The sequence below is a fragment of the Bacillus sp. AM1(2019) genome, assembly GCF_009906915.1.
In the GTDB taxonomy this organism is placed as follows: Bacteria; Bacillota; Bacilli; order Bacillales; family Bacillaceae; genus Bacillus; species Bacillus velezensis.
This window is the reverse complement of record NZ_CP047644.1, coordinates 75,532-98,524: the sequence shown is the minus strand read 5'-3', so window position 1 is coordinate 98,524 and position 22,993 is coordinate 75,532. Positions and strand designations below refer to the sequence as shown.

16 protein-coding genes, 9 tRNA genes and 4 rRNA genes are annotated in these 22,993 nt (G+C 48.5%); all 29 read right to left on the bottom strand.

What is annotated here, in order from left to right:
• Positions 1-30: 30 nt before the first annotated feature.
• Positions 31-1,580: ribosomal RNA gene (locus tag GNE05_RS00550) — 16S ribosomal RNA — on the bottom strand.
• Positions 1,581-1,746: 166 nt separating this feature from the next.
• A tRNA-Ala gene (locus GNE05_RS00545) sits at positions 1,747-1,822 on the bottom strand.
• A gap of 4 nt (positions 1,823-1,826) precedes the next feature.
• Positions 1,827-1,903: transfer RNA gene (locus tag GNE05_RS00540), tRNA-Pro, on the bottom strand.
• A gap of 15 nt (positions 1,904-1,918) precedes the next feature.
• A tRNA-Arg gene (locus tag GNE05_RS00535) sits at positions 1,919-1,995 on the bottom strand.
• An 11-nt stretch (positions 1,996-2,006) separates the two neighbouring features.
• Positions 2,007-2,092: transfer RNA gene (locus tag GNE05_RS00530), tRNA-Leu, on the bottom strand.
• Positions 2,093-2,106: 14 nt separating this feature from the next.
• Positions 2,107-2,181: transfer RNA gene (locus GNE05_RS00525), tRNA-Gly, on the bottom strand.
• Between the two features lie 24 nt (positions 2,182-2,205).
• Positions 2,206-2,287: transfer RNA gene (locus tag GNE05_RS00520), tRNA-Leu, on the bottom strand.
• Positions 2,288-2,293: 6 nt separating this feature from the next.
• A tRNA-Lys gene (locus GNE05_RS00515) sits at positions 2,294-2,369 on the bottom strand.
• A gap of 36 nt (positions 2,370-2,405) precedes the next feature.
• A tRNA-Thr gene (locus GNE05_RS00510) sits at positions 2,406-2,481 on the bottom strand.
• 5 nt (positions 2,482-2,486) lie between these two features.
• Positions 2,487-2,562: transfer RNA gene (locus tag GNE05_RS00505), tRNA-Val, on the bottom strand.
• A gap of 23 nt (positions 2,563-2,585) precedes the next feature.
• Positions 2,586-2,701 (bottom strand): 5S ribosomal RNA (rrf, locus tag GNE05_RS00500).
• 50 nt (positions 2,702-2,751) lie between these two features.
• Positions 2,752-5,681 (bottom strand): 23S ribosomal RNA (locus GNE05_RS00495).
• 175 nt (positions 5,682-5,856) lie between these two features.
• Positions 5,857-7,406 (bottom strand): 16S ribosomal RNA (locus GNE05_RS00490).
• The 16S, 23S and 5S rRNA genes sit together here with 9 tRNA genes alongside, the layout of an rRNA operon.
• Before the next feature lie 327 nt (positions 7,407-7,733).
• On the bottom strand, positions 7,734-9,233 hold the full coding sequence (gene lysS, locus GNE05_RS00485) for a lysine--tRNA ligase (RefSeq protein WP_014416740.1): 1,500 nt from the start codon (positions 9,231-9,233) through the stop codon (positions 7,734-7,736).
• 89 nt (positions 9,234-9,322) lie between these two features.
• Positions 9,323-10,324, bottom strand: a complete 1,002-nt coding sequence (gene dusB / locus GNE05_RS00480; protein WP_007409948.1) for a tRNA dihydrouridine synthase DusB — start codon at positions 10,322-10,324, stop codon at positions 9,323-9,325.
• A 21-nt stretch (positions 10,325-10,345) separates the two neighbouring features.
• Positions 10,346-10,555, bottom strand: coding sequence for a helix-turn-helix domain-containing protein (locus GNE05_RS00475; RefSeq protein WP_043020639.1), 210 nt, complete (start codon positions 10,553-10,555; stop codon positions 10,346-10,348).
• The gene (gene folK, locus GNE05_RS00470; protein WP_007409947.1) at positions 10,507-11,010 is read right to left on the bottom strand and encodes a 2-amino-4-hydroxy-6-hydroxymethyldihydropteridine diphosphokinase; all 504 of its coding nucleotides are present in this window, start codon (positions 11,008-11,010) and stop codon (positions 10,507-10,509) included. The genes GNE05_RS00475 and folK overlap by 49 nt, the downstream gene beginning before the upstream one ends.
• Entirely contained in the window at positions 11,007-11,369 is a 363-nt protein-coding gene (gene folB / locus GNE05_RS00465; protein ID WP_003150671.1) for a dihydroneopterin aldolase, read from the bottom strand. The genes folK and folB overlap by 4 nt, the downstream gene beginning before the upstream one ends.
• Positions 11,362-12,219, bottom strand: a complete 858-nt coding sequence (gene folP / locus GNE05_RS00460; RefSeq protein ID WP_007409946.1) for a dihydropteroate synthase — start codon at positions 12,217-12,219, stop codon at positions 11,362-11,364. Before folP ends, folB begins: the two co-directional genes overlap by 8 nt.
• On the bottom strand, positions 12,200-13,084 hold the full coding sequence (pabC, locus tag GNE05_RS00455; RefSeq protein ID WP_160182329.1) for an aminodeoxychorismate lyase: 885 nt from the start codon (positions 13,082-13,084) through the stop codon (positions 12,200-12,202). The genes folP and pabC overlap by 20 nt, the downstream gene beginning before the upstream one ends.
• A complete protein-coding gene (gene pabA / locus GNE05_RS00450; RefSeq protein WP_007409944.1) occupies positions 13,081-13,668 on the bottom strand; it encodes an aminodeoxychorismate/anthranilate synthase component II in 588 nt (195 codons plus the stop codon). The genes pabC and pabA overlap by 4 nt, the downstream gene beginning before the upstream one ends.
• Positions 13,669-13,674: 6 nt before the next feature.
• On the bottom strand, positions 13,675-15,096 hold the full coding sequence (pabB, locus tag GNE05_RS00445) for an aminodeoxychorismate synthase, component I (protein ID WP_025650395.1): 1,422 nt from the start codon (positions 15,094-15,096) through the stop codon (positions 13,675-13,677).
• 166 nt (positions 15,097-15,262) lie between these two features.
• Entirely contained in the window at positions 15,263-16,189 is a 927-nt protein-coding gene (cysK, locus tag GNE05_RS00440) for a cysteine synthase A (protein ID WP_007615206.1), read from the bottom strand.
• 75 nt (positions 16,190-16,264) lie between these two features.
• Complete coding sequence (locus GNE05_RS00435) at positions 16,265-17,155, bottom strand: peptidyl-prolyl cis-trans isomerase (RefSeq protein WP_061861771.1); 891 nt, start codon at positions 17,153-17,155, stop codon at positions 16,265-16,267.
• A 45-nt stretch (positions 17,156-17,200) separates the two neighbouring features.
• Positions 17,201-18,076: an Hsp33 family molecular chaperone HslO gene (gene hslO, locus GNE05_RS00430; RefSeq protein ID WP_004264606.1), complete on the bottom strand. Its 876-nt coding sequence runs from the start codon at positions 18,074-18,076 to the stop codon at positions 17,201-17,203.
• 10 nt (positions 18,077-18,086) lie between these two features.
• A complete protein-coding gene (locus tag GNE05_RS00425) occupies positions 18,087-18,863 on the bottom strand; it encodes a type III pantothenate kinase (protein ID WP_007409940.1) in 777 nt (258 codons plus the stop codon).
• Positions 18,864-19,011: 148 nt separating this feature from the next.
• On the bottom strand, positions 19,012-20,931 hold the full coding sequence (gene ftsH / locus GNE05_RS00420; protein ID WP_004264608.1) for an ATP-dependent zinc metalloprotease FtsH: 1,920 nt from the start codon (positions 20,929-20,931) through the stop codon (positions 19,012-19,014).
• A gap of 97 nt (positions 20,932-21,028) precedes the next feature.
• Positions 21,029-21,568, bottom strand: coding sequence for a hypoxanthine phosphoribosyltransferase (gene hpt / locus GNE05_RS00415; RefSeq protein WP_004264611.1), 540 nt, complete (start codon positions 21,566-21,568; stop codon positions 21,029-21,031).
• Positions 21,565-22,983 (bottom strand): tRNA lysidine(34) synthetase TilS, encoded by a 1,419-nt coding sequence (gene tilS, locus GNE05_RS00410; protein ID WP_160182328.1) that lies wholly within the window; start codon positions 22,981-22,983, stop codon positions 21,565-21,567. Before tilS ends, hpt begins: the two co-directional genes overlap by 4 nt.
• Positions 22,984-22,993 lie beyond the last annotated feature (10 nt).

Sequence of the window (22,993 nt, the reverse complement as noted above, 5' to 3'; positions counted from 1 at the left end):
CAAGGTCTTATATTCCGTTAAAATCCTTAGAAAGGAGGTGATCCAGCCGCACCTTCCGATACGGCTACCTTGTTACGACTTCACCCCAATCATCTGTCCCACCTTCGGCGGCTGGCTCCTAAAAGGTTACCTCACCGACTTCGGGTGTTACAAACTCTCGTGGTGTGACGGGCGGTGTGTACAAGGCCCGGGAACGTATTCACCGCGGCATGCTGATCCGCGATTACTAGCGATTCCAGCTTCACGCAGTCGAGTTGCAGACTGCGATCCGAACTGAGAACAGATTTGTGGGATTGGCTTAACCTCGCGGTTTCGCTGCCCTTTGTTCTGTCCATTGTAGCACGTGTGTAGCCCAGGTCATAAGGGGCATGATGATTTGACGTCATCCCCACCTTCCTCCGGTTTGTCACCGGCAGTCACCTTAGAGTGCCCAACTGAATGCTGGCAACTAAGATCAAGGGTTGCGCTCGTTGCGGGACTTAACCCAACATCTCACGACACGAGCTGACGACAACCATGCACCACCTGTCACTCTGCCCCCGAAGGGGACGTCCTATCTCTAGGATTGTCAGAGGATGTCAAGACCTGGTAAGGTTCTTCGCGTTGCTTCGAATTAAACCACATGCTCCACCGCTTGTGCGGGCCCCCGTCAATTCCTTTGAGTTTCAGTCTTGCGACCGTACTCCCCAGGCGGAGTGCTTAATGCGTTAGCTGCAGCACTAAGGGGCGGAAACCCCCTAACACTTAGCACTCATCGTTTACGGCGTGGACTACCAGGGTATCTAATCCTGTTCGCTCCCCACGCTTTCGCTCCTCAGCGTCAGTTACAGACCAGAGAGTCGCCTTCGCCACTGGTGTTCCTCCACATCTCTACGCATTTCACCGCTACACGTGGAATTCCACTCTCCTCTTCTGCACTCAAGTTCCCCAGTTTCCAATGACCCTCCCCGGTTGAGCCGGGGGCTTTCACATCAGACTTAAGAAACCGCCTGCGAGCCCTTTACGCCCAATAATTCCGGACAACGCTTGCCACCTACGTATTACCGCGGCTGCTGGCACGTAGTTAGCCGTGGCTTTCTGGTTAGGTACCGTCAAGGTGCCGCCCTATTTGAACGGCACTTGTTCTTCCCTAACAACAGAGCTTTACGATCCGAAAACCTTCATCACTCACGCGGCGTTGCTCCGTCAGACTTTCGTCCATTGCGGAAGATTCCCTACTGCTGCCTCCCGTAGGAGTCTGGGCCGTGTCTCAGTCCCAGTGTGGCCGATCACCCTCTCAGGTCGGCTACGCATCGTTGCCTTGGTGAGCCGTTACCTCACCAACTAGCTAATGCGCCGCGGGTCCATCTGTAAGTGGTAGCCGAAGCCACCTTTTATGTCTGAACCATGCGGTTCAAACAACCATCCGGTATTAGCCCCGGTTTCCCGGAGTTATCCCAGTCTTACAGGCAGGTTACCCACGTGTTACTCACCCGTCCGCCGCTAACATCAGGGAGCAAGCTCCCATCTGTCCGCTCGACTTGCATGTATTAGGCACGCCGCCAGCGTTCGTCCTGAGCCAGGATCAAACTCTCCGATAAAGTAGTTTGACTGACTACGCACATCGCTGTGCGATTTATTTAAAACTTTGAATTAACAGGTACGTTTTGTCTTGTTTAGTTTTCAAAGATCATTTTTGTTCACTTTCTCAAGCAACTTTTTAAGTATATAATAAGTTTCTCTTAAAGTCAACATGTTTTTTATAAATGGTGGAGCCTAGCGGGATCGAACCGCTGACCTCCTGCGTGCAAAGCAGGCGCTCTCCCAGCTGAGCTAAGGCCCCGAAGTGGTCGGGAAGACAGGATTCGAACCTGCGACCCCATGGTCCCAAACCATGTGCTCTACCAAGCTGAGCTACTTCCCGATTTCAAAAATATTATGGCGCGCCCGAGAGGAGTCGAACCCCTAACCTTTTGATCCGTAGTCAAACGCTCTATCCAATTGAGCTACGGGCGCATAATAATGAATGCCGAGGGCCGGACTTGAACCGGCACGGTAGTCACCTACCGCAGGATTTTAAGTCCTGTGTGTCTGCCAATTCCACCACCCCGGCGTGGATGGTATAGTTGGAGCGGAAGACGGGATTCGAACCCGCGACCCCCACCTTGGCAAGGTGGTGTTCTACCACTGAACTACTTCCGCATACAGGATATCTATCCTGTATAATGCGGGTGAAGGGACTTGAACCCCCACGTCATAAGACACTAGATCCTAAGTCTAGCGCGTCTGCCAATTCCGCCACACCCGCGTAACATGGTGAGCCATGAAGGACTCGAACCTTCGACCCTCTGATTAAAAGTCAGATGCTCTACCAACTGAGCTAATGGCTCTTTTTAAAAGACTTATGTTATTATCTTGTCCAAAAATGGTGCCGGCCAGAGGACTTGAACCCCCAACCTACTGATTACAAGTCAGTTGCTCTACCAATTGAGCTAGGCCGGCAAATATGGTGGAGGATGACGGGCTCGAACCGCCGACCCTCTGCTTGTAAGGCAGATGCTCTCCCAGCTGAGCTAATCCTCCATATATTACACTTACGTGTAATGGCTTGGCGGCGTCCTACTCTCACAGGGGGAAACCCCCGACTACCATCGGCGCTGAAGAGCTTAACTTCCGTGTTCGGCATGGGAACGGGTGTGACCTCTTCGCTATCGCCACCAAACCATTGAGAGTGTTCTCTCAAAACTAGATAACAGTAAGCATACATTCAAATTGGTTAAGTCCTCGATCGATTAGTATCTGTCAGCTCCATGTGTCGCCACACTTCCACCTCAGACCTATCAACCTGATCATCTTTCAGGGATCTTACTTCCTTGCGGAATGGGAAATCTCATCTTGAGGGGGGCTTCATGCTTAGATGCTTTCAGCACTTATCCCGTCCGCACATAGCTACCCAGCGATGCCCTTGGCAGAACAACTGGTACACCAGCGGTGCGTCCATCCCGGTCCTCTCGTACTAAGGACAGCTCCTCTCAAATTTCCTGCGCCCGCGACGGATAGGGACCGAACTGTCTCACGACGTTCTGAACCCAGCTCGCGTACCGCTTTAATGGGCGAACAGCCCAACCCTTGGGACCGACTACAGCCCCAGGATGCGATGAGCCGACATCGAGGTGCCAAACCTCCCCGTCGATGTGGACTCTTGGGGGAGATAAGCCTGTTATCCCCGGGGTAGCTTTTATCCGTTGAGCGATGGCCCTTCCATGCGGAACCACCGGATCACTAAGCCCGACTTTCGTCCCTGCTCGACTTGTAGGTCTCGCAGTCAAGCTCCCTTGTGCCTTTACACTCTGCGAATGATTTCCAACCATTCTGAGGGAACCTTTGGGCGCCTCCGTTACCTTTTAGGAGGCGACCGCCCCAGTCAAACTGCCCACCTGACACTGTCTCCCCGCCCGATAAGGGCGGCGGGTTAGAAGGTCAATACAGCCAGGGTAGTATCCCACCGATGCCTCCACCGAAGCTGGCGCTCCGGTTTCCAAGGCTCCTACCTATCCTGTACAAGCTGTACCAACATTCAATATCAGGCTGCAGTAAAGCTCCACGGGGTCTTTCCGTCCTGTCGCGGGTAACCTGCATCTTCACAGGTACTATAATTTCACCGAGTCTCTCGTTGAGACAGTGCCCAGATCGTTGCGCCTTTCGTGCGGGTCGGAACTTACCCGACAAGGAATTTCGCTACCTTAGGACCGTTATAGTTACGGCCGCCGTTTACTGGGGCTTCAATTCGCACCTTCGCTTACGCTAAGCGCTCCTCTTAACCTTCCAGCACCGGGCAGGCGTCAGCCCCTATACTTCGCCTTACGGCTTCGCAGAGACCTGTGTTTTTGCTAAACAGTCGCCTGGGCCTATTCACTGCGGCTCTCTCGGGCTTGCACCCTAACAGAGCACCCCTTCTCCCGAAGTTACGGGGTCATTTTGCCGAGTTCCTTAACGAGAGTTCTCTCGATCACCTTAGGATTCTCTCCTCGCCTACCTGTGTCGGTTTGCGGTACGGGCACCTCTCACCTCGCTAGAGGCTTTTCTTGGCAGTGTGGAATCAGGAACTTCGCTACTATAATTCGCTCGCCATCACAGCTCAGCCTTCACGGGAAACGGATTTGCCTATTTCCCAGCCTAACTGCTTGGACGCGGATATCCAATACCGCGCTTACCCTATCCTCCTGCGTCCCCCCATTGCTCAAATGGTGAGGAGGTGGTACAGGAATATCAACCTGTTATCCATCGCCTACGCCTTTCGGCCTCGGCTTAGGTCCCGACTAACCCTGAGCGGACGAGCCTTCCTCAGGAAACCTTAGGCATTCGGTGGAGGGGATTCTCACCCCTCTTTCGCTACTCATACCGGCATTCTCACTTCTAAGCGCTCCACAAGTCCTTCCGGTCTTGCTTCACAGCCCTTAGAACGCTCTCCTACCACTGTTCGAAGAACAGTCCGCAGCTTCGGTGATACGTTTAGCCCCGGTACATTTTCGGCGCAGAGTCACTCGACCAGTGAGCTATTACGCACTCTTTAAATGGTGGCTGCTTCTAAGCCAACATCCTGGTTGTCTAAGCAACTCCACATCCTTTTCCACTTAACGTATACTTTGGGACCTTAGCTGGCGGTCTGGGCTGTTTCCCTTTCGACTACGGATCTTATCACTCGCAGTCTGACTCCCAAGGATAAGTCATCGGCATTCGGAGTTTGACTGAATTCGGTAACCCGGTAGGGGCCCCTAGTCCAATCAGTGCTCTACCTCCGAGACTCTTACCTTGAGGCTAGCCCTAAAGCTATTTCGGAGAGAACCAGCTATCTCCAGGTTCGATTGGCATTTCACCCCTACCCACACCTCATCCCCGCACTTTTCAACGTGCGTGGGTTCGGGCCTCCATTCAGTGTTACCTGAACTTCACCCTGGACATGGGTAGATCACCTGGTTTCGGGTCTACGACCACGTACTCAATTCGCCCTATTCAGACTCGCTTTCGCTGCGGCTCCGCATCTTCTGCTTAACCTTGCACGGGATCGTAACTCGCCGGTTCATTCTACAAAAGGCACGCCATCACCCGTTAACGGGCTCTGACTACTTGTAGGCACACGGTTTCAGGATCTCTTTCACTCCCCTTCCGGGGTGCTTTTCACCTTTCCCTCACGGTACTGGTTCACTATCGGTCACTAGGGAGTATTTAGCCTTGGGAGATGGTCCTCCCGGATTCCGACGGAATTTCACGTGTTCCGCCGTACTCAGGATCCACTCAGGAGAGAACGAAGTTTTGACTACAGGGCTGTTACCTCCTATGGCGGGCCTTTCCAGACCTCTTCATCTACCTCGTTCCTTTGTAACTCCGTACAGAGTGTCCTACAACCCCAAGAGGCAAGCCTCTTGGTTTGGGCTGGTCCCGTTTCGCTCGCCGCTACTCAGGGAATCGCATTTGCTTTCTCTTCCTCCGGGTACTTAGATGTTTCAGTTCCCCGGGTCTGCCTTCTCATATCCTATGTATTCAGATATGGATACCACTCCATTACGAGTGGTGGGTTTCCCCATTCGGAAATCTCCGGATCAAAGCTTGCTTACAGCTCCCCGAAGCATATCGGTGTTCGTCCCGTCCTTCATCGGCTCCTAGTGCCAAGGCATCCACCGTGCGCCCTTTCTAACTTAACCGTTAAAAAGAATCACTACGTGATATCTTGCATTACTAATTGAATGTGAATTACTTCTGTTATCTAGTTTTCAAAGAACAACATCTCGAAGAATCAAATGATCCTTCAAAACTAAACAAGACAGGGAACGTTCTGTTTATAAGACCCAAGGTCTTATATTCCGTTAAAATCCTTAGAAAGGAGGTGATCCAGCCGCACCTTCCGATACGGCTACCTTGTTACGACTTCACCCCAATCATCTGTCCCACCTTCGGCGGCTGGCTCCTAAAAGGTTACCTCACCGACTTCGGGTGTTACAAACTCTCGTGGTGTGACGGGCGGTGTGTACAAGGCCCGGGAACGTATTCACCGCGGCATGCTGATCCGCGATTACTAGCGATTCCAGCTTCACGCAGTCGAGTTGCAGACTGCGATCCGAACTGAGAACAGATTTGTGGGATTGGCTTAACCTCGCGGTTTCGCTGCCCTTTGTTCTGTCCATTGTAGCACGTGTGTAGCCCAGGTCATAAGGGGCATGATGATTTGACGTCATCCCCACCTTCCTCCGGTTTGTCACCGGCAGTCACCTTAGAGTGCCCAACTGAATGCTGGCAACTAAGATCAAGGGTTGCGCTCGTTGCGGGACTTAACCCAACATCTCACGACACGAGCTGACGACAACCATGCACCACCTGTCACTCTGCCCCCGAAGGGGACGTCCTATCTCTAGGATTGTCAGAGGATGTCAAGACCTGGTAAGGTTCTTCGCGTTGCTTCGAATTAAACCACATGCTCCACCGCTTGTGCGGGCCCCCGTCAATTCCTTTGAGTTTCAGTCTTGCGACCGTACTCCCCAGGCGGAGTGCTTAATGCGTTAGCTGCAGCACTAAGGGGCGGAAACCCCCTAACACTTAGCACTCATCGTTTACGGCGTGGACTACCAGGGTATCTAATCCTGTTCGCTCCCCACGCTTTCGCTCCTCAGCGTCAGTTACAGACCAGAGAGTCGCCTTCGCCACTGGTGTTCCTCCACATCTCTACGCATTTCACCGCTACACGTGGAATTCCACTCTCCTCTTCTGCACTCAAGTTCCCCAGTTTCCAATGACCCTCCCCGGTTGAGCCGGGGGCTTTCACATCAGACTTAAGAAACCGCCTGCGAGCCCTTTACGCCCAATAATTCCGGACAACGCTTGCCACCTACGTATTACCGCGGCTGCTGGCACGTAGTTAGCCGTGGCTTTCTGGTTAGGTACCGTCAAGGTGCCGCCCTATTTGAACGGCACTTGTTCTTCCCTAACAACAGAGCTTTACGATCCGAAAACCTTCATCACTCACGCGGCGTTGCTCCGTCAGACTTTCGTCCATTGCGGAAGATTCCCTACTGCTGCCTCCCGTAGGAGTCTGGGCCGTGTCTCAGTCCCAGTGTGGCCGATCACCCTCTCAGGTCGGCTACGCATCGTTGCCTTGGTGAGCCGTTACCTCACCAACTAGCTAATGCGCCGCGGGTCCATCTGTAAGTGGTAGCCGAAGCCACCTTTTATGTCTGAACCATGCGGTTCAAACAACCATCCGGTATTAGCCCCGGTTTCCCGGAGTTATCCCAGTCTTACAGGCAGGTTACCCACGTGTTACTCACCCGTCCGCCGCTAACATCAGGGAGCAAGCTCCCATCTGTCCGCTCGACTTGCATGTATTAGGCACGCCGCCAGCGTTCGTCCTGAGCCAGGATCAAACTCTCCGATAAAGTGTTTGACTGACTACGCACATCGCTGTGCGATTTATTTAAAACTTTGAATTAACAGGTACGTTTTGTCTTGTTTAGTTTTCAAAGATCATTTTGTCTTTCGTTCAAGCGACTTTATTATTATATCTTATCAATCTCTTGAAGTCAACAACTTTTTGAATTTCTTTTTTTCGTCAGCGCCTTGTTTAGCGGCAACGAATAATAATATACCACCTCACAAATAATAGTGCAATAGTTTTTTAAAAGAAAATCAAAAAAGTTTTACGAGCGGCTTGTTTCTAAAAAAGCGCCGTACTGCGATAAGCAGAAACGGCGCCTTCCCTTTTATTAGCGTTGTCTCATTTGAGGGAATAATAAAACGTCTCTGATAGACGGAGCATTTGTTAACAGCATGACAAGGCGGTCGATACCGATACCCAATCCCCCGGTCGGCGGCATGCCGTATTCAAGAGCTTCAACGAAGTCTTCATCCATCATATGCGCTTCATCGTTACCTTCTTCTCTTTCTTTTAATTGCGCTTCAAAGCGTTCCCTCTGGTCAATAGGGTCATTCAGCTCCGTAAACGCATTAGCGTGCTCACGGCCGACGATAAACAGCTCAAAACGGTCTGTAAAGCGAGGGTCCTCAGGATTTTTCTTAGCAAGAGGAGAAATCTCTACAGGGTGGCCGTAAATAAATGTAGGCTGAATGAGTGTTTCTTCAATTTTTTGTTCGAAGAATTCATTGATGATATGACCCACCGTCATTGAGTTTGTGATCTCGATACCATGCTCTTTTGCATGACCGCGCGCTTCTTCAACAGTCATCTCATTCCAGAAATCTACGCCTGTCGCTTCTTTGACCGCATCTACCATGTGGAGTCGTTTCCATTCAGGTTTCAGATCAATCTGCTCTTCTCCGTACTGGATTGTGGTGCTTCCAAGCACTTCCTGCGCAATATGTGCTACGAGGTTTTCCGTAAGACTCATAATATCTTTATAATCGGCGTACGCTTCATACAGCTCGATCATCGTGAATTCAGGGTTATGGCGTGTAGAAACACCTTCATTACGGAACACACGGCCGATTTCGTAGACTTTTTCCAATCCGCCGACAATCAGGCGTTTCAGGTGCAGTTCAATCGCAATACGCATATAAAGAGGCATGTCGAGCGCATTATGGTGCGTGATGAACGGGCGTGCAGACGCTCCTCCCGGTATGCTGTGCATCGTAGGTGTTTCAACTTCTAAGTATCCATGGTCATCTAAGTATCTTCTCATCGCTTGGATGATTTTGCTGCGTGTGATAAACGTTTGTTTGCTGTCAGGGTTTACGATGAGATCGAGATAGCGCTGGCGGTAACGCTGTTCAACGTCTTTTAACCCATGATATTTATCAGGAAGAGGACGCAGTGCTTTTGTCAGCAGTTCGAAAGATGTCGCTTTGACAGAAAGCTCGCCTACGTTTGTTTTGAAAACTTTCCCCGTGATGCCGATAACGTCTCCGAGGTCTGAAGATTTAAAGATTTCATATTGTTCTTCGCCGACACTGTCTTTTCTTACGTAAATTTGAATTTGACCTTCTAAATCCTGCAGATGCGCAAAGCCGGCTTTCCCTTTTCCGCGCTTTGTCATCATACGGCCTGCAATGGTCACTTCGATCGCTTTTTCTTCCAGTTCTTCTTTAGAAAGCTCCTGGTAGGCGTCAATGATCTGTTGAGATTGATGCGTTCTCTCGAAACGTTCGCCGAAAGGGTCAATGCCGTTTTCTCTCAGCTGGTTCATTTTATCTCGTCTGACTTGCAGCTGGTCGTTCAATTCCTCATGATTTTGCTCTTCTTGACTCATTGGTATCACTCCGTTACATTTTGATTTCACGAAAAAGCAGAAAAACTGCCAGCGGTAAGCTGGCAGTGAGCAGCAATAGAGGGTGTATATTAACCTACTTTTGCATCTTGAAGCTCTTTTGCCTCTGCTTCGGCGGTAAATGCATCTAAAAGCTGCACAACTTCTTCACGCGTCTCACATTGGTTAATTTCGTTGCGTACATTCGCATTGCCTCTGACACCTTTCAGGTACCAGGCAGCGTGTTTTCTCATTTCTCTGACTGCCACATTTTCGCCTTTTAACTTAATCAGGCGGTCTAAGTGCAGTTTGCATACCGACATTTTTTCACGGACTTTCGGTTCGTCTTTTAACTCGCCGGTTTCAAGGTAGTGCACCGTACGGTAAATCATCCACGGGTTGCCGAGTGCGGCCCGGCCGATCATGACGCCGTCAACTCCTGTTTCCTCGAGCATGCGTTTCGCGTCCTGAGGCGTTTTGACATCACCGTTTCCGATGACGGGAATGGAGACGGATTGCTTCACTTCTTTAATGATATCCCAGTTCGCAGTGCCTTCATACATTTGCACTCTTGTGCGTCCGTGCAGGGCAACGGCTTTTCCGCCGGCACGTTCAACGGCTTGGGCATTTTTCACCGCATAAATGTGCTCTTCATCCCAGCCCATTCTCATCTTCACTGTAACCGGCTTATCAACAGCATCTACTACTGCGGATACCATTTCATAAATCTTATCGGGATCGAGAAGCCATTTGGCGCCCGCGTCACATTTTGTAATCTTGGGTACGGGACATCCCATGTTAATATCAATAATATCAGCAGTCGTGTTTTGATCTACAAACTTCGCCGCTTCCACAAGGGTTTCCTTTTTTCCTCCAAAAATCTGAAGGCTGAGCGGTTTTTCACGTTCATCAATGTAAAGCATCCCCATTGTTCTTGCGTTGTTGTAAAGAATCGCTTTGTCACTGACCATTTCAGCGCATACCAATCCGGCTCCGAATTCCTTTACAGTCAATCTGAACGCTGAGTTGCAGACACCGGCCATAGGGGCAAGCACAACCCGGTTTTTCAATTGAATATCACCGATTTTAAACATTTTTCCCCTCCTTTCATTTGTCTATTTTTCAGGCGGGGCCAATTCGTCCGCACTTATATTTAAAACATCTGCCGCAGCTTGAATGATGGCATCTGACGGCAATCGGTTTCCGCGTTCAATTTCACCGACAATAGAAACTGATATACCTAATGCTTTTGCAAATCCTTCTTGAGTATAACCTTTCAGCTTTCTGAATGCACGAATTCGCCTACCCCAGATTTCTGCTTCCATACTCTTACACCTTCTTGGTTTGTTTCAGCGCTTATCGTGATATGATCCGCCTGCGGACATATTTCTTTTAACGGCGCAAGGACAAATAAGCGCTCATACATTCTCGGATGCGGAACAATCAGCCGCTCTGTTTCAATATTTTCACGATTATACAGCAAAATGTCAAGGTCTGCCGTCCGCGGTCCCCAGCGAATCTCTCTCGTTCTGCCTAATTCAGCTTCAATGCTCTGCGTTACATCAAGAAGTTCAAAAGGAGATAACGACGTTTTCACTTCAACCGCCATATTGAGAAACTGATCTTGATCCTCATAGCCGACGGGATCTGTTTCATATATGGAGGACACCTTTGACACCGTCACGCCATGATGCCGGCTGAGCATGGCCACTGCCTGACGCAAATAATGTTCACGGTCGCCCATATTGGAGCCGAGGCCGATATATGCCGTATTGTTCATGATTTCTTTCTCGTCATTTCTATGGCTACTGATTTATAATGGCCGGGAATCGGCGGGTCAGGCTTAACAACCTTTACCGTACATTGCTGCACCGGCTCAAATTTCTCAAGGACGGTGTCTGCGATCCGTTCCGCAAGGGTCTCGACCAAATTAACGGGCTCGCCCTCAACGATGCCGCGGCAGACACTGTACAATTCCGCATAGTTAATGGTATAAGAAAGGTCATCCGTTTTTCCCGCTTTGCTCAAATCCAGTTCGGCAGTCAGGTCTACTTTGAAGCGCTGGCCGAGTTTGTTTTCTTCTTCGAACACGCCGTGATATCCGTAAAACTCCATACCTTCCACATATACTTTATCCATAATGTACGCCTCCTTTGTTCAACATAGCATCCATCATCTTCGTCATTCTTGCGATCTCTTTGACATCGTGCACCCTCACAATGTCGCAGCCTTTTTGGACGCCAAGGCATACTGTCGCTCCCGTTCCCTCGGCACGTTCTTCAGGGGGAAGGTCAAGCACACGGCCGATGAACCTTTTTCTCGATGTCGCCAGGAGCAGCGGATAACCTAACCCGCTGAACACCTCCAGCTTGTTCATGACAGCCAGATTGTCCTCATAGTTTTTCGCAAAGCCGATCCCCGGATCCAGAATCATATTTTCATCTGTGACGCCGGCTTCTGCGGCAATTTTTACGCTTTCCATCAAGTCTGCAAGCATATCAGGAATAAGATCGTTGTAGTTTCTTTCCATGCGATTATGCATTAAGATAATCGGAACCCCGTGTGCGGCGGCTACTGACGCCATGTCAGGATCACCTTTCGCCCCCCAGATGTCATTAAGGATAGAGGCTCCCGCTTTGACCGCTTCGTCTGCCACGGACGCTTTGTACGTATCGATTGAAAGCGGAATGTCCAGCTCGCTTGTGATCCGCTCTATGACGGGGATGACTCGTGACATTTCCTCATCAGCCGACACGAGTGATGCGCCGGGTCTTGTCGATTCGCCGCCGATATCTATGATATGCGCCCCTTCTTCAGCCATCTTCGCCGCATGCAGAAGCGCCCTTTCCGTACTGTCGTATTTGCCGCCGTCAGAGAAGGAGTCTGGCGTTACATTTAATATCCCCATAACGAGCGTCTTCTCTTTATAGGAAAGAGCGCCTTTTTTTGTATGAATCAGTTTAGGCTGTTCAATTGTTTGCTGCGCCATTTTGTTCCTCCTCCTGTACATTCATTTTGTTTATTTCCTGCTGATACTGCTTACGGAGCAATTGCACCGTTTTTCCGCTCACTCCGGGCAGCGGCACTTCCTCTATTTTAGAAAACGGGATGATTTCAAGCACGGAGTTTGTCAACCATGCTTCATCCGCTTCAAGCATTGATTGAAAACGGAATCGGCCTTCGGTGACTTCTGTCCCCTGCCGTTTCAATTCATCAATAACAAACTGTCTCGTTACGCCGTCGAGAATGCCTGTATCCAAGGATGGTGTAAAGACCTTGTCTCCTTTTCGCCAAAACACGTTGGAGACAATGCCTTCCGCGACATCTCCTTCTCCGGTCAGGAAAATGCCTTCAAAATTGGGATCATTCCCGATCTCCCGTTTAGCATACATGTTGTTTAAATAGTGATGGGATTTTAACCGGAAATATCCTTCAGGCGTATTTCTCCTGATAGAGAGAAGCCTGCCTTCTTTTTGAACAGGCAGAGTTTCCGGATTGAGCCGGTTGACGAAACAAAGGACGGTCGGCTTTTCATAAGTCTGCGCGGCAAACCCCTTATCGCTGACGCCTGCCGAGATGTTAAGCCGGACACGCACGCTGCCGTCCTTTATGTCATTGAGGAGCAACAGTCTCCGAAGCATATCAAGCAGCTCCTGTTTGTTCACCTCATATGCAATCTGCAGATCCCGAAGCGCCCTGTTGAGCCTGGCGACATGCGCATCCGGCAGAAACGGCCGGCCGCTGTAAAGCCTGAACGTCTCGAACGCGCCGATCCCGTACAGATAACCATGGTCAAAAGGAGAAAGCGCCGCTTCTTTCTCCTCTATATATTGACCATTCAAATATATAATCACACCGTCACTTCCTTTTTGCGGTGTGTCTCTATAAAGTTTCTGAGCATCTCTTTGCCGAAGGAGGTCATGATGGATTCCGGATGGAACTGAACACCTTCAACAGGCAGCTCATTATGGCGGATTGCCATAATTTCTCCTTCTTTGGTTTGAGCGGATACCGTAAAACAATCCGGCAGCGTGTCCGCTTTGACAATAAGTGAATGGTACCGGGTGGCGACCAGCGGATTTTGCAGGCCTTTAAAAATCGTCTGTCCGTCATGCATAACTTCTGACGTTTTGCCGTGCATGAGCCGCTCTGCTCTGACGACATCGCCGCCGAATACTTGCGCAATCGACTGATGCCCGAGACATACGCCGAAAATAGGAATACTGCCGGCAAAATGTTTGATGGCTTCGAGGCTGATCCCCGCTTCATCAGGACTGCACGGCCCGGGTGAAATCATTAAGAAGTCCGGACCCAGCTCTTCTATCTGCTCAATCGTAATCTCGTCATTCCGTCTGACGATCAGTTCCTCCCCGAGCTCACCCAAATATTGAACCAAGTTGTACGTAAATGAATCATAATTGTCAATCATTAAAATCATCTCTGCTCACCTCGTCTGATTTTTTGTCTCTTCTTCGCTCAGCTCTAACGCCTTTTTCATCGCAAAAGCTTTTTTGAACGATTCCTTGTATTCATGCTTCGGAACCGAATCAATGACCACTCCTGCTCCGGACTGCATAAAAGCATGTCCGCCGGCTGCATAGATCGTCCGGATCACAATGTTAAACTGCAAATCTCCGTTGAATCCGAACCAGCCTATAGATCCAGTATAAAGCCCCCGTCTTGTCGGCTCAAGCTCTTCTATAATTTCCATCGTTCTCACTTTGGGCGCTCCCGTGATGGTGCCCCCCGGGAACACCGCATGAATAATGTCTGTCGCGTCATATCCGTCCTGCAGCTCTCCCTGTACGTTTGACACGATATGCATGACGTGGGAATACTTTTCGATCGCCATAAATTCGTTAACGCGCACGGAGCCGTAGCGCGATACGCGCCCGAGGTCATTGCGCTCAAGATCAACAAGCATGACGTGTTCCGCACGTTCTTTTTCATTGTGAATTAATTCGTCAGCCAAAGCCTTGTCTTCAGCATCGTCTTTTCCTCTTGAACGCGTACCCGCGATCGGTCTCGTTTCAAGCTTCTTCCCCTTCTTTGTCACCAATAGCTCCGGCGACCCGCATATCACTTGAAACCCCGGTGTCTCGAGATAGGCCATGTAAGGAGACGGATTGACGTTTCTCAAGTGTTTATACACCTCATACGGATGAACGGATAAGGACTGAGACTGCCTGATGGACAAATTAACCTGGAACACATCGCCGCTCGCGATATATTGTTTAATTTGTTCTACAGCCTGCGAAAATCCTTCTTCAGTGAACGGAGCGGCGTACGATCCGTCCCCATTCCGATCCAGCGGTGAAAAAGGCTCGTCCGCCGTTTGGAGGGAACACCACATGTCCTCTAAGCCGGACAGCTTTTCTTCCGCAAGATCCGCTTCTTCCGCTTCAGTATGGGTAATGAGCCATAACGCCTCTTCCTCATGGTCATAAACGGCCACATCATCAAAAACAAGAAAGTAAATATCAGGTGTTTCCAGATCATCTAACGACAGCATCTTAAAATTCTCAATATATCGGGCGTAGTCGTAACTGATAAAACCAATCGCACCGCCCTGAAAGTCCGGAAACTCAACGTTTGTTTCCGTTCCGAGCGTTCCAAACCATTCATGAAAGGCCCGCAGCGGGTCACCTTCTTTAAACAGTGTTTCCCCCTCATGCTTGATCGTTGTAATTCCGTCTTTCCCTCTGACGGACGCAATCGGATCTAGACCGGCTATACTGAATCTTCCCCCTCTCGCGCTTTCGAGCAGAACATGCCGTTTTCTCGATTTCGAAAGGTTTTCATATCGCTGTAAAAATGCTTGTTTCGTAAAAGGTATTTTTCTTCCTGCCGGTCTGCGTTGTGCCATCATATCAATCCTCTGCTTCGTTTTACTGTAGTTTTATTTTAAAGCAATCACACTGGTGAAAAAAGTGAATTTCGCTTCCAACCATAAAATTCGAAACGTTTTTTGGATTTTCGATGCTTCAGCACAAAAAAACTCCCGGATACAGCCGGGAGCCGTGTATATGTCTCTATTCAAACTGATAAAGCGGTGTGCTTAAGTAACGTTCTCCGTTACTAGGGATGATCGCAAGCACTTTCTTGCCTTTCCCCAGTTTTTTCGCGATTTCCAGTGCCGCGTAAATGGCCGCTCCGGAAGAAATGCCGCCGAGAATCCCTTCTTCTTTTGCCGTTTTACGGGCATATTCAAATGCATCCTCGTTTTTGACGGGAATGATCTGATCATAGATGTCCGTATTCAATGTTTCAGGGACAAATCCCGCTCCGATACCCTGAATTTTATGCGGGCCCGGTTTTCCGCCGGAAAGAACTGGAGAATCCGCCGGCTCTACCGCATAGATTTTGATGGATGGATATGCTTCTTTCAGCACTTCGCCCGCTCCCGTGATGGTTCCGCCGGTACCGATTCCGGCCACGAACGCATCAAGCTGGTCGTCACCAAACTGTTCTACGATTTCTTTCCCCGTCGTTTGGCGGTGAATTTCCGGGTTTGCCGCATTGTTGAATTGCTGAGGCACAAAGTATCCGTGTTCCTCGGCAAGTTCCTCCGCCTTTTTAATGGCGCCCTTCATTCCTTCTGCGCCGGGAGTCAGCACAAGCTCCGCTCCGTATGCGCGCAGCAGATTGCGTCGTTCCATACTCATTGTATCAGGCATAACGAGAATGGCTCTGAGACCTTTAGCCGCTGCCACCATTGCAAGACCGATCCCTGTATTTCCGCTTGTCGGTTCAATGATTGTGTCGCCGGCTTTTAATTTTCCTTCTTTTTCAGCCGCTTCAATCATCGCCACTCCGATCCGGTCTTTTACGCTGCTGCCCGGATTCATGTATTCAAGCTTCAGATATACATCTGCACTGTTTTCATCCGTCAGGCGATTCAATTTCACAATAGGAGTATTTCCGATTAGTTCAGTAATAGAATTTGCAATACGCACCATGTTGGACACCTCAATTTCCGACTAAATTTATTGGTATTATAAATATAAGTTATCAATTTCAAAATTTTTTGTCAATCATTTAGTTCTTTTTTCCCCGTAGAACCAAGAGACCCCCGCCTCTTTCCACAGCGTTTTGACTGTCGCCTTGTCACCTAATTGATCCATCGCGATCTGGCGTCTGATTTGGCTCTTCACTTCATTGTATGAGAAAGTTCTCGCTTTAAGCTTTTCTTTCAGCTGAATGACGGCGTATCCTGAGGAAACTTTAATCGGTTCAGCGGACCATTCATCTTCTTTAAGATTTTTAGCTTCTGTGATATATGCCTGCGGGATATTTTCCTGGTTTTCTGTCACAAAGCCGAGGTCTCCGCCATACTGAGACGTGTATCTGTCCGTGGAACGCTCAGCGGCGACGGCTTCAAAGCTGGAACCGCCTTTCAAATCAGCAAGCACCCTGTCCGCCTCTTCTTTGTTTTTGACGACGATGTGCCGGATTCTGTAGGAATCATCGAAATGGTACAGTTCTTTATTTTTATTATAAAATGATTGCATTTCCTTATCCGATATATCGATGTCCTTCGTCAGCAGTTCTTCAAGAAGAATGTTGTAGCGGATCTGGTCTTTCCATTCTTTTTCGGTAATATGGCTGTCTTCATAAAATGAATTATTCACCGCTTTGATTAAAAGAAACTCCCGCTCCAATTCGCTGTTTGAAACTGTGAGTTTATTCTTTTTCGCAAGCTCTTCCACTACTTGTGCATTAATCATGTCTTCCAGAGTTGATTTTCCGTACTGGTCTTCCATCTTTTTCATCCAGTCTTGCCGTGTGATATGTTTATCACCGATTGTCGCGATGGATTCTTCAGATGACCCCGCGGCTTGGGATTTTGTTAACTTATACGCCACTGTCACACTGCATACTAACAGCGCCGCTACAATAATCGTCAAAAGTGTTCTCGATTTCAAAATCTACCCCATCCCTTTTATAAAATAGAACAACCCGCTAAAGAGCTAGCGGGTTGTTTCGTCACGAAGCTCTTCCAGTTCTTCTTTTGTAAATAAATATTTCTCATTACAAAAATGGCAAACCGCTTCGGCTTTTCCGTCTTCTTCTATCATATCTTGTATTTCTTTTTTGCCTAGTCCTAAAATGGCCGTTTCGAATCGATCTTTTGAACAAGAACAGTGAAATTTGACCGGCATTGTTTCGAGAACGTCCGGTTTTTGACCCAGAACTTCTTCTAAGATTTCTTCCGGTGTCAGGCCTTTTTGAATCAATTTTGAAATCGGTTCGATTTGAGATAATTGCTTTTCAATTGTTGAAATGGTTTCTTCATCAGTCCCCGGAAGAAGCTGAATGATGAACCCGCCCGCAGCGAGAATCGTGTTATCAGGATTTACCAGAACACCTACGCCGACAGATGAAGGGACTTGTTCAGAAGAAACAAGGTAATACGTGAAGTCGTCACCGAGTTCACCCGAGACAATCTCTACTTGTCCCGTAAAATAATCACGCAAGCCCAAATCTTTTACGACACTGAGTGTTCCGTCAGTTCCGACCGCCCGTCTGACATCCAGTTTCCCTTGTTCATTGAGGTCAAAATGAACGTGCGGGTTTGATACGTATGCTCTTACCTCACCCTTTGCGTTCGCATCTGCGACAATGGCTCCGATCGGGCCGCCGCCTTCTATTTTGACTGTCAGCTTATCTTCACCCTTAAGCATCGCTCCGAGCATCAGAGAAGCTGTCATCGTCCGGCCGATTGCGGCTGATGCCGTCGGCCACGTGTCATGCCTTCTTTGCGCTTCATTAACCATATCTGTCGTTCTGGCTGCATAAGCCCGCACTTTACCGTCATATGCAATTGCTTTAATTAAATAATCCATCGTTTACCTCCTATACGTGACCCACACGATTTCGCTCATAAATGATTTCCAGCCCTTTCAGAGTGAGAAACGGGTCAACAATATCAATACAGTCTGATTCGTTTGCGATTAATGACGCAAGCCCGCCTGTCGCAATGACTTTCGGTTCCTGTGTTGCCTGCCATTTCATCCGCTTCACTATACCTTCAACTTGTCCGACATATCCGAAAAGGATGCCGGACTGCATGGCGCTTACCGTGTTTTTGCCGATAATATTGTCCGGACGGGCAATTTCAATTCTCGGAAGCTTCGCCGCACGTGAGTACAGGGCTTCCGTTGAAATCGTAATGCCGGGAGCAATCGCGCCGCCCATGTATTGTTTGTTTTCATCAATGTAGCAATACGTCGTCGCCGTTCCGAAATCAACAACAATTAAGGGGCCGCCATACTGCTGGATCGCCGCAACGGCATTGACGATCCTGTCAGCTCCCACTTCTTTCGGATTGTCATACTTTATATTTAAACCTGTTTTCATTCCCGGGCCGACAACTTGCGGCTCGATGTGAAAGTATTTTGTGCACATTCTTTCTAAAGAGAACATAATCGGCGGCACCACGGATGAGATGATAATCCCTTCAATCTGTTCAAACATGAGTCCGGAATGTTCAAATAAGGAGCGGAGCAGCATGCCGAATTCGTCTTCTGTTTTGTGCCTGCTCGTTTCTATGCGCCAATGATATTCTAATTCCCCATCATGATATACACCAATCACGGTGTTGGTGTTCCCCACATCTATAACCAGTAACAACCTCTATCACCACTTTTGAATAGTTTCTAATCATAACATTTTCAACATTCTACAATACCATACACGATCTGCGGCTCTTTTGTAAACAAAACGGAACCAGTAAAAAAACCGCCGGTATACGCCGGCGGTTTTCATATCAGAAAGCGAACTATTCTTTCGGCTCGTCTTTCTTTTCGTCTTCTGTTTTAGACAGGATGTTTACTTTCACATCGTCTTTTTGAAGATGGTCATCTGAGAAATTGCGCTCAGGGAGTTTTCCGTGATCCACGAGATGCTTGATTTGTTCCGCATCTAATGTTTCCACATCAAGCAATGTCTGAGCAATCAATTCAAGCTTATCGCGATTTTCAGTCAGGATGGTTTTCGCACGCTCATAACATTCTTTAATGATGCGCTGAATTTCCTGATCGATTTCGTAAGCGATCTGATCACTGTAGTTTTGCTCGTTGTTGAAATCCCGGCCCAGGAATACTTGACCGCCTTGAGATTGACCGAACTGAAGCGGTCCGAGTTTTTCTGACATACCGAACTCTGTCACCATTCTTCTGGCAATGTTCGTTGCCCGCTGGAAGTCATTGTGAGCGCCCGTGCTGACTTCGCCGAAGATAATTTCCTCGGCAACGCGTCCGCCCAGAAGACCGACAATTTTATCGAGAAGTTCAGGTTTTGTCTGGAAGTAACGGTCTTCTCTCGGAAGCATGACCGCGTATCCGCCCGCCTGCCCCCTCGGAACGATCGTTACTTTATGAACCATATCGGCTTCATCCAGCACAAGTCCGATAACGGTGTGACCGCCCTCGTGGTACGCCACGATATTGCGTTCTTTTTTCGATATGACGCGGCTCTTCTTCGCAGGGCCCGCAATGACACGGTCCGTCGCTTCATCAATGTCGCGCATATCAATTTTCTTCTTGTTTTGACGGGCAGCAACAAGTGCCGCTTCGTTAAGAAGGTTTTCTAAATCGGCGCCTGAGAAACCGGGTGTTCTTGAAGCGATCGCTTTTAAGTTCACCGTTTCATCAAGCGGTTTGTTTCTCGCATGGACCTGTAATACGGCTTCACGGCCGATGACATCCGGACGGTCTACCGTAATCTGACGGTCAAAACGTCCCGGACGAAGCAATGCAGGGTCGAGAATGTCCGCACGGTTTGTCGCAGCGATAATAATGATTCCTTCATTCGCACTGAAACCGTCCATCTCTACAAGCAGCTGGTTCAGCGTCTGTTCGCGTTCATCATGCCCGCCGCCAAGACCTGCGCCGCGCTGACGTCCCACCGCGTCGATCTCATCAATGAAGATCAGACAAGGCGCATTCTTTTTCGCATTTTCGAATAAATCACGCACACGGGAAGCACCGACACCAACAAACATTTCAACGAAGTCAGATCCGCTGATGCTGAAGAAAGGAACGCCCGCTTCACCGGCTGAGGCTCTCGCAAGCAGCGTCTTACCGGTTCCCGGAGGTCCGACCAACAGCACGCCTTTAGGGATTCTGGCGCCAAGCTCGGCGAATTTGCGAGGATCTTTCAGAAACTCAACAACCTCAACGAGCTCCTGCTTCTCCTCATCCGCGCCGGCTACATCTTTAAACTTCACGCGTTTCTTTTCTTCCGTATACAGCTTCGCTTTGCTCTTTCCGAAGTTCATGACACGGCTGCCGCCGCCCTGAGCCTGATTGAGCAGGAAGAAAAACAGAATAAAGATGATGACAAACGGAATGATCGTCGTTAAGAACGTCACCCACCCGCTTGTTTCCTGTGCGGGATCAACTTTTACGTCCGTCTTTTTAATTGCATCAAATATCTGGTCTGCTCCTTTTCCTTCAGGAACATGTGTTAAAAAGTACTGGTCTTTGTCGTATTTTTTCAGCTGTCCTTTTACCTCATAAACACCTCTGACAGGCTGAACCGATACGCTATCAACTTTCCCCTCATCGAGGTTCTTGATAAACGTACTGTACGACATATTTTCTGTTTTCGGGTTTGAAGTCTGGAAGTAACTCACAACCCCGATTACTACTAATAAAATAAGTAAATAAAAAATGGTATTACGGAAGACCCGATTCATTCCTTACCTCCTCCCACAGTAAGCACAACTATGTTCAATAGTACCATAGAAAATCATTCCAATACAACCGATAACCATCTCGGAAGCAGGCAGCCGATCAGCTTTCATAAATCGCCGGTTTTAATACTCCGATGTAAGGCAGATTGCGATAGCGTTCGGCATAATCAAGTCCGTAACCCACAACAAACGCGTCAGGAACTTCAAAGCCTACGAAGTCTGCTTTAATGTCCGCTTTTCTTCCGCTTGGTTTATCCAACAGGGTAACAATCTTAATTGATTTCGCTTTACGATATCGGAAGAGTTCTACGAGATAGCTCAAGGTTAACCCACTGTCGATAATATCTTCAATGATTAAGATGTCCCGGCCTTCTACAGATGTATCCAAATCTTTGATGATTTTGACTTCTCCGGAAGAAACCGTGGAATTTCCGTAGCTTGATACATCCATGAAGTCCATTTCCAAATATGTATCAATATGCTTTATAAGATCAGCCATAAAAGGAAGCGCTCCCTTTAACACACCGATTGCCAACGGAAACGTGTCGCTGTACTCGCTTGTTAATTGTTCTCCAAGCTGTTTTACTTTCTGCTGGATCTCATCTTCTGAGATCAGCACTTTTTCGATATCCTGTTTCATGTTAATGCTTGCCCCCTACACTTTTCATGCTGTCTATATTGTAATACAATGCGGTCACTGTTTGAAATCACAAGATCGTCAAAGATGGATTTTTTCAAGCCAGGCAGCCAGATAATTTCACCGCTCGCATCCGTTACAATCGGCCATTCGTCCCGATCCCGCAGAGGCAGTTTATGATCAATAAATATATCTTTCACCTTTTTCGAGCCATTCATCCCTTTAAGTTTGATCCGATCGCCGATTTTTCTCGTCCGGATTGTTAAAGGAAATTGCACCTTATTTCTGCTTGTCATAAAAACAGCATTCCCATTTTTGATATGAGGGTCAGCCTGATCGGCCACCTCTATCATAAAGCCGTTGGGGAGAACAGCAGTCTCGCCTTCCGCTCCTTGCAGCTGCAGCTCAAAGGGAACTTTTTCACATTGCCATTGTTCAAATGTAAACAAACATGTCTGATATGATTTGACCACCTTGAGCCCTTTCGGAAAATCAAGCACTCCCGAGGCGCTTCCATTTTCCGCCCATTCGAGAAACTGCTGTATGTGGCGGGCGGAAAACGACGATGGAACGTTTTCATAAAGATAGTTTAATATTAGTTGAACTCCTCTTCTTTGTAAAGGTATCGGAAGGGCAAGCAATTGAGAGGAATTGACTTCAACCGATGTGTCTGACTTGCTTGTAATAACCTTATTCATTCGTTCTTTCGTTAATGACTGCAGGTATTGTTCGTCTTCTGTCAGTGCTTCACTCACCTTTTGAAACATTTTATGAACGTCAGGTGATTCATGTTTTAAAAAAGGAAGCACGGTCTTTCTGAATCTGTTTCTTGTATAATCGTCTTTTGCATTGCTCTCATCCGTTCTGTAGCTGAGCCCTTCTTGACGGCAGTATTCAAGGATTTCATCCTTTGCCGTATAGAGGAAAGGCCTGATCAGCCAGCCGGATGCAAATTCGCGAACGGGCTGCATTCCCGCAAGCCCTGCCCCGAGCGTACCTTTCGCAAGCCTCATGAGCATTGTCTCAACCTGGTCATCGCCGTGATGAGCCAGCGCCAAAAACTTCGCTTGGTGTTTTGTCATCAGATCTTCGAAAAACTGATATCTGCAATCACGCGCGGCAGCCTGCTTGTTCAGCTTATTCTTCTTTGCGTATGCAGAAACATCAATCTGTACCGTTTCACAGAGGATGTGTTCAGCCTCGCAATATGACTGCACAAACTTCATATCTTCTTCAGATTCAGGACCCCTGAACTGATGGTCGACATGCGCCGCTATGATAACGGAGGAATGCCCGAAGTGCTTATTCAGCATACTGAGAAGCGCCATTGAATCAGGGCCTCCGGAGACCCCGGCAATAATCGTTTCTCCCTCCGCCTGAAGATGATATGTTTTGAAAAAATCTTCCACGCTTTTCACAATGTCCCCC